A 7,246-nucleotide genomic window follows, 5' to 3' on the forward strand; every position below is an offset into this window, starting at 1 on the left:
ATGAACACCCTATTAAATGATGGAACAACACTGACCATACGCCAGGCTGATTTAAATGACTTGCATGAAATCTGGCGTTTATGGGGCGCATGGGCCTTGTTTGATGAATATCGCCAGCATTTTAATCAAAAGGCAGATTTAGAAGCAGGGCATCAATACCTGGTAGAGCGCTTAAAGGCAGGCGACTCCGTATTATTTACCGCTTGTGAAGGCACAAAAACCGTTGGTTTTGCCCAGCTCTATTGGAATTTATCTTCACTGCGTATGCAGAAAACCTTGCTGCTTAATGATTTATTTGTAACCAAAGATGCCCGTGGCCGTGGCGTTGGCCGTGCTTTAATCAAAGCCGCAGAAGATTTCGCTGCCACGCATAATGTGGGCTATATGGAAATGGAATCTGAAGCGAGCGAAGCCAGTGCATTAACGCTGTATCAGGATGCTGGCTGGAAACCCAATCGTAATTATGTGGTTTATGAGCGCCAATTGCGGGCGGCATAAGTTAAGCGTTGTTTTAAAGAGAAGTCATATAAAAAAAGCCACGAATCAATTCGTGGCTTTTTTTATTGCTGATTCATTATTTAACGCTTTCAAGATAATCCAGTTCTTTCTCTGCCTTGGCTGCTGCGCGATCTGCTAGCTCGTTACGTATCTGACGCCTTACTTCAAACTGAGCACGATGAAGTCCCATTACCACAATTTCCATATTTCTTTGCGATTGTTCCAGCTGACGGCGCTGGCGGGGGGTTTTAAACGTAGTCGACAGAGTCATGGGAATACCTTTTTTGAGGGTTACCGTTTGATCACTGAGGTTTCAGGTTATGAAACCGAGCACATTGCCACACTAGCATCGCTGTTACAGATTACAGTTTAAAGATACTACGCCAAATAGTTTGTGTATGTAATATTACAACCAAGGTTTTTTGTGTTGGCAAAGCAAGTAAGTGATTGATCCCACATGCTTTGCCAGATTAGTTTAGTGCATATTTATTGCGTTGCAACATCTTTTGCTGCGTATTTTGACGTGTTTTTATTTGGTTTCTGCAAGCAGCTCCTTACGCATTTCTTCTGGAATATTAGATAAAACCAAGGTGTCGTTTTCCGGGTTGTAATGCACTGCGCCGCTGCGTAAGCTGCTGCGATCAAACTCCAGCTTCCAGTGGGGGGCTTTGGTTTTAAAGGTGCGCAGCGGCTTGATGGCGCGGCGGTCTGGTACAAAACCATCGTTTAACGCCAAATCCTGATGATCCAGCACATTTTGTAATTGCATGGGGGCATCCGGCCATACTTGCTCTGCCACTTGCTCCAGTGTAACGGCGCAGCTGGCGTTGCCCAGCTCGTCCAGGTATTCATGGGCGCGCTCAAACAACTGATCGCGCTCTGCAGGCTGCAAATGTTGCTCTTCGGCAAACTGGCTGAGGCCATGCACCAGCTTTTGTGTTTCTTTCAGCGCCACCACAATATCGTTGCAGCCTAAAAATGATTTGAAATAGGCGGCTACATCGCCACGCCCGCGCAAAAAGCTGATATAGCGCTCGGCACCGTTTTGCCATGCGTGCAGGTCTATTTTACCGGCGACTTTCAAGTTGGCAGTATCTAGGTAAATGCTGTCGGCCACATTCAGCTCTTCATCCAGCATGGTGCCCATAATTTCAGACAAAATAGTGAACAGGATAAAATCTGTGCCATCGCCTTTGATACGGGCAATCAACACATGGCCGCCACTGGCAAGGGGCTCTTGCTCTAAGCGCAGCAGCAGGTGCTGCATCATTTGTTTAGAGCTACTTAAAAAATCTGCGCCTTCCATAAGCTGGCGAATCAGCCCTTGCATAGGAAAGGCTTCCTGATCTTCTTCAAAGCTGCCAAAGCCTTTGCCCAGCTTCTGAGTGTAGAGCTTGCAAAGCTGATCGATCAGTCTTTGTGCAGCAGGGGTGTGGGTAATTTCTTTATCGCTTAAGCGTAAGCTGACCGGCCCGTGGGCTTCTTTATTGATTTGATGGCTGATCAGATTGCTGATGGTATGAGTGGTCATGGTGTTTCTCTGAGAGGGCTTTGGGGCGCAGTTTACTATCCATCTGCGTGATCCTGGCGAAGATGTGTTGTGATTTGTTGTGCAAAGTTTTGAAGCTGCAGCCAGTCTGTGTATTCAACACAGCTGGTGCCATCGCTGGGGCCGCCTGTGATATGCATAATTAATCGAATAATCTGCCTATCCAGCCAGCTGTAGCGGGGATAATTGAGCTTGCCCGCGATAGAGAGTGCTGCAAATGGGCTGAGCTGAAATTGCTGAAGCAGCTTTTTTAAATAGCCATTAGGTGAGCCATCGCCTTTGCGGGCACTTAAGCTGACGGAGGTAATGGCTAAGGGAAGCTGTGATATTTGCGCGGCATGGCGTTTAAAAAATTGTATGGCTTCGGGCAGGTGTCGCCCATAGCGTACAGAAGCAATCACAATGAGCGCCTTGCAAGCAACAATTTGCTCAGGGGGCGTTTTTAAATCAGCCAGCTGCACCGGGTAAGCATTAAGGTGCAGGGCTAATTTTTGCGCTATACGCACGGCTTGGCCATCACGGCTGGCATAAACAATCAGGATAGGTTTCATTGTTTCAGCGTATCACCGTGATGATTAATCTGTGTTGAGCGTGGTCAGCGTTATTCCGTGATTAACAACTTGGCAGGGCGGCTGCGATAAGCGCAGTAGCCAGGGCGCGGGCCAATGCGTGGATGGTTGCGGCAAGTGTTAGGGCGGTTTTCATAAATAGTGCAAAGGCGCGTTTTTAAATCTAAATAACGGCAATCCCCGTTTGCTTTACGCTTTAGGGTGTAAATACTGTTTTTAAAATTAAAGTGATCAATAATGCCCGCTTTCGTTAAGCGCTTGGCAATTTGCTTGGGTGGTTCGCCTTCTGCTTCAAAAGCATCCACCAGATTCATGCGGACTAAATCGCTGAGTTTTACTTCAACCGGCATAGTGCAACAGGAAGACTGGCAGTTTTTGCATAAATCATCACGAAACTTGATCCATGTCGCTGGGTTGTCGGGATGAGCGTGATAAATTAAAGGGTTTGTCATGAAAACGGCTTGACTGTCTTTGAGGGGGCGTATTTTGCCTGTTTTTTGCATGCCAAGGCAGATAAATCGATGTTTGGCGGGGAGGGGGCTTCACTTCTGCCTTGCGCTGTTGCGTAAAACACCGCATCCTTCGCCCTTGGATTTTTTAGCTATGCGTCGCCGCCCGCTGCGATAAATGCGGGCTTGGCCATGCTAGCTACAGATTGAATGGGGAATAGAGTATGGCAAGTAAGTTTCAGTTATATAAATTAGACGGCTTTAAATCCGATGAGCAAAATAAAAAAGAACGTACTCCGGGACGTTTTGGGCAAGAGGCTGCAAAAGTAATGGATAAGCGCGAGCAACGTAAGGCCGATCAGGCCGCAGGTTTGGTTCCTTTTGCAGTAAAGCTGAATGGCGATTTGATTAAAGAGCTGCACGCGGCTGCCGCAACGCGGGAAGTAACCATGGCAGAATTAGTGACTGAGCTGTTAAAGAAAGGTTTACAAGCTTAATCGGTAGGAATACATCTATTAAAAAGGGCAGCGATCGCTGCCCTTTTTTTATGCTAAAGTCTGTAAGCGCAAAATTCAGGATTTGAGATAATGGCTAAGCCAAGGGTAGAAAGAGCACCAAAATTTGATTTGGTGAATGTTGATTTTCCTATGCTCCAAAAGTATCTACCCTTATATGATTTAACCGACAGCAAGGGGCGCTACTTACATTGGGATAAGCTGAAGTGGCGGGTTCCAAGAGCCGAAGCGCAAAATATCTGGTTTGCGATTAAATTTCAGCGCTTTATTCAGATGAAAGAAGTCGATCTGTTTGATGTGAATGGCGAGTCTTTTAGCTACTGCATTCCAAACTCAATGGAAGCCAAGCTGCATCAGGTCATCAAAACCGCAGGCGGTAGTGTGGCCGTGGTCGCGGGTATGGCGGCCACCATGCAGATTCAGGCCAAGTTTTTGGTGTCTTCCCTGATTATGGAAGAAGCCATCAGCAGCGCCCAGCTGGAAGGCGCCGCCACAACGCGCGAAGTAGCCAAAAAAATGCTGGAAGACGAAAGAGCACCGCTTAATGAAGACGAGCGGATGATTCTGAATAATTTCTTTTTGCTGAAAAAAGCCGAAAAAAGCTGCAATGAAGAACTGAGTGTTGATTTGATTTTAGATTTTCACCAAGTGGCTACGCAGGGCACAACGGGCAATAGTGTGGTGCCCGGCCAATTTAGGAATGCCGATGATATTTATGTGGAAGATGGCGATGGTGGTATTGCCCATCAGCCGCCCCCGCACGAGCTGATCCAAGACCGGCTGCAGGCACTCTGTACTTTTGCCAATGCCAACCATTCCGGGCTGGATGGCTGTGAATTTATTGCCCCCGTAGTTAAAGCAATTATTCTGCATTTTATGCTGGGCTACGAACACCCGTTTCGGGATGGTAATGGCAGAACCGCTAGGGCATTGTTTTACTGGTATATGTTAAAAAACGAATATGATTTATTTAAATATATTTCGATCAGTAAATTACTGAAAGATAGCCCTAAGGACTATGGCTTGTCTTATCTCTATACCGAAACAGATCAGAATGATCTGACGTATTTTATTGATTACCAGCTTGATATCATCATCAAAGCATTTGATGAGCTTAAAAAATATCTGGAAGAAAAAACACAGGAATTCAATCAAGTCGTTGCACTGCTGGAAAAATCAAAATTTGGCCAGTCTTTGAATTTTGTACAAAAAGATATTATTAAAAAAGCAACTAAATCACCAGGTAGGTATTTCTCAGTTAAAGAAATTGTGAGTGATTACGGCATTGCCGATAACTCAGCCAGAAGTTATTTAAATAAACTGGTTGAATATCGTTTGTTGCTACCGAGCAAAGATGGCAGAAGCACATTATATATCGCCCCATCGGATTTACTGCAAAGGCTGGTGTAAAAGCACAGTCTGAATTTAATATTTTCAGGCTTGATCATATTCCAATTAATGCAAGTTGCATTTTTGTAGCGGATGAAGGCACGGGTACTAAAATGCGGCCAAATATACTGCTTTGCGATGTGCTGTGATCGCAGTGTGTAAACGCATATCAACGGCGTGGCATGGACATTTGAGCGGAAATTTTAATCCAATGGCCGCGATGCGCCGCCGCAAAGTTTGAATAAAATTAGTCTCTAAAAACACGGGGGGTGAAATAGGTGATGCCTGCGGGTGATCTGTTGCAAGCCTGTGCTAGGCACAAGTCTTGTTAATGTTGAAAACAGCATAAATGTGAATATAAGTTTAAAAATGATGTAGTTTGTTGCTTTTATGGCCTTTGGGTAACCCTGTTTGTTTACGATGCAAGCAAGGTGAGAGTATTATTGTTTACTGTTAAACATGTGTTTAGCTTTTTTAAAGCCTGTGCCTGGCTTTAGAAAATAGACTTCTCATCGTGCCTATTATGTTGACCGTTACTCGTTTTCTGTGCTTTTCGCTGTGTTTTATTTCCCCTGTAATTTTAGCTGCCGAGCCGCTTCAGCCCCCTCTTAAACCCATTACTCAAGATGGCTTGCGCAGGCAGGAAGAGCGGGCGAGGGATTTAAATCAGACGCTTGCGCCATCTCCCGAAGTATTAAAGTCCGCGGATTTGCCTCAAATCTCTGCGGTGCTGCCTGTTGAGAAGCCGTGTTTCTTACTTAATGAAATACATGTATTGGCTCCGCCTGCTCAGGCTGAGCTTCCCGCCTGGTTACTGCATTCCTTAAATGAACAAGTCTTTGCGCATTATCGTGGGCAATGTGCCGGTGTACGCGGTTTAAGTCACATCGCTGCAGCGGCTGATGCTGAGCTGCTTCGCTTAGGCCTGGCAACTTCTCGCGTAGTGGTGCCACCGCAAAACATGGGGAGTGGCGAGCTGAATTTGCAATTGCACTTAGGGCGAATTGCCGGGGTGCGGATGCAGGATGAGGGCAAAGACGATAAGCGCTGGGGCACTTGGGCTAATGCGTTTCCAAGCTGGCCCTTGATGAGTGCAGGGGATGTATTGAATGTGCACGATCTGGAGCAGGGCGTAGAGCAAATGAACCGCCTGCCCAGCCAGCATGTCGTTACCCGCTTAGAGCCAGGTACAGAGCCGGATACCAGCGTGGTTTTTATTGACCGCCAAAGTGGTGATTTATTGCAGCGTTTGCGCGGGGGCATCACGCTGGATAATAGCGGCTCGCCATCATTAGGCCGCACACAGCTATCCAGTTATTTAGCTTTTGATAATGCACTGGGGCTGAATGATATTTTGAATTTATCGTTCAATAGCAATGCTGAAAATCCAGATAATAATCATCAAAGCCAGTCGGTTTCGGCGAGCTACAGCATTCCTTGGGGCAACCATACCTTTTCCAGCTCATACAGCAGCAGTAAATTCGCCCAATGGGTGGCGGGTACGACGGCGCGCTTTTTATCCAGTGGTGAAAGTGAAAGCGCAGATTTACGCTGGCAATATCAGCTGCTGCGTACCAGCTCCGCGCGGTTCTCTGTGTCGACGGCGCTCAGCACACGCCGCTCGAATAGTTATTTAGACGATGTGGAGTTGCTGGTGCAGCGCCGCCGAACTACCCAGCAAGAGTTTGGCATCAATTATCGCCAGCTGCTGGGCTCGGCCAGTTTTGATCTGGGGCTGAATTATAAAAGTGGCCGTGGCTGGTATGAGGCAGAAGATGATTATCCAGCTGACATGTCTAACGGTTTAACGCTGCGCCCAAGCATCACCACGCTGGATTTAGGCGTGGCGGTGCCTTTCCAAATTGCGGCTCAGGCTGTGCAATACAATTTTAATTTGCACGGGCAATCCACCCCCAATACCACGCTATCAAATGAGCAAATCGCCATTGGCGGGCGCAGCAGTGTGCGTGGTTTTGATGGCGACACCGTACTGATGGCAGAAAATGGCTACTACCTTCGTAATGAATTAAGCACCTCGCTGCCTATGCCCGAAGGCTTGGGTTTACAAGCCTACTGGGGGCTGGATTATGGCCGTGTATGGGGGCCAAGTGATGCAATGCTGATTGGGCATCAATTAGCAGGTACGGTTTTAGGCTTACGTGGGCAATGGAAAAAAGCGCAGTTTGATTTAAGCGCAGCTTCGCCCCTGCATCAGCCCGAAGGGATGAATGCCGACCTTTATATTTGGTACGGCTCCATCACCTTATCGTTTTAATT

Annotated in this window: 8 protein-coding genes; 4 read left to right on the plus strand and 4 right to left on the minus strand. The window is 46.9% G+C overall.

Annotated elements, in window-relative coordinates:
• The gene (locus DYD62_RS10805) at positions 1–498 is read left to right on the plus strand and encodes a GNAT family N-acetyltransferase (RefSeq protein WP_165928648.1); all 498 of its coding nucleotides are present in this window, start codon (positions 1–3) and stop codon (positions 496–498) included.
• 76 nt (positions 499–574) lie between these two features.
• Here DYD62_RS10805 and DYD62_RS10810 read toward each other — a convergent pair whose 3' ends face one another.
• The 4 genes from DYD62_RS10810 to DYD62_RS10825 form a co-directional block, all read right to left on the minus strand.
• A complete protein-coding gene (locus tag DYD62_RS10810; protein WP_115227341.1) occupies positions 575–769 on the minus strand; it encodes a hypothetical protein in 195 nt (64 codons plus the stop codon).
• Positions 770–1,027: 258 nt separating this feature from the next.
• A complete protein-coding gene (locus tag DYD62_RS10815) occupies positions 1,028–2,029 on the minus strand; it encodes a nucleoid-associated protein (protein WP_115227342.1) in 1,002 nt (333 codons plus the stop codon).
• A gap of 35 nt (positions 2,030–2,064) precedes the next feature.
• Positions 2,065–2,598: a flavodoxin domain-containing protein gene (locus DYD62_RS10820; protein WP_115227343.1), complete on the minus strand. Its 534-nt coding sequence runs from the start codon at positions 2,596–2,598 to the stop codon at positions 2,065–2,067.
• Between the two features lie 50 nt (positions 2,599–2,648).
• Positions 2,649–3,068 carry a YkgJ family cysteine cluster protein gene (locus tag DYD62_RS10825; RefSeq protein WP_115227344.1) on the minus strand — a complete coding sequence of 140 codons (420 nt, stop codon included), beginning with the start codon at positions 3,066–3,068 and terminating at the stop codon, positions 2,649–2,651.
• A 221-nt stretch (positions 3,069–3,289) separates the two neighbouring features.
• Between DYD62_RS10825 and DYD62_RS10830 the strand changes: the two genes are divergently transcribed.
• From DYD62_RS10830 to DYD62_RS10840, 3 genes are all read left to right on the plus strand, one after another.
• A complete protein-coding gene (locus DYD62_RS10830) occupies positions 3,290–3,562 on the plus strand; it encodes a hypothetical protein (RefSeq protein ID WP_115227345.1) in 273 nt (90 codons plus the stop codon).
• A 90-nt stretch (positions 3,563–3,652) separates the two neighbouring features.
• Complete coding sequence (locus tag DYD62_RS10835; RefSeq protein ID WP_115227346.1) at positions 3,653–4,990, plus strand: Fic family protein; 1,338 nt, start codon at positions 3,653–3,655, stop codon at positions 4,988–4,990.
• A 502-nt stretch (positions 4,991–5,492) separates the two neighbouring features.
• Positions 5,493–7,244 (plus strand): ShlB/FhaC/HecB family hemolysin secretion/activation protein, encoded by a 1,752-nt coding sequence (locus DYD62_RS10840; RefSeq protein ID WP_115227347.1) that lies wholly within the window; start codon positions 5,493–5,495, stop codon positions 7,242–7,244.
• Positions 7,245–7,246 lie beyond the last annotated feature (2 nt).

This window comes from Iodobacter fluviatilis (genome assembly GCF_900451195.1).
In the GTDB taxonomy this organism is placed as follows: domain Bacteria; phylum Pseudomonadota; class Gammaproteobacteria; order Burkholderiales; family Chitinibacteraceae; genus Iodobacter; species Iodobacter fluviatilis.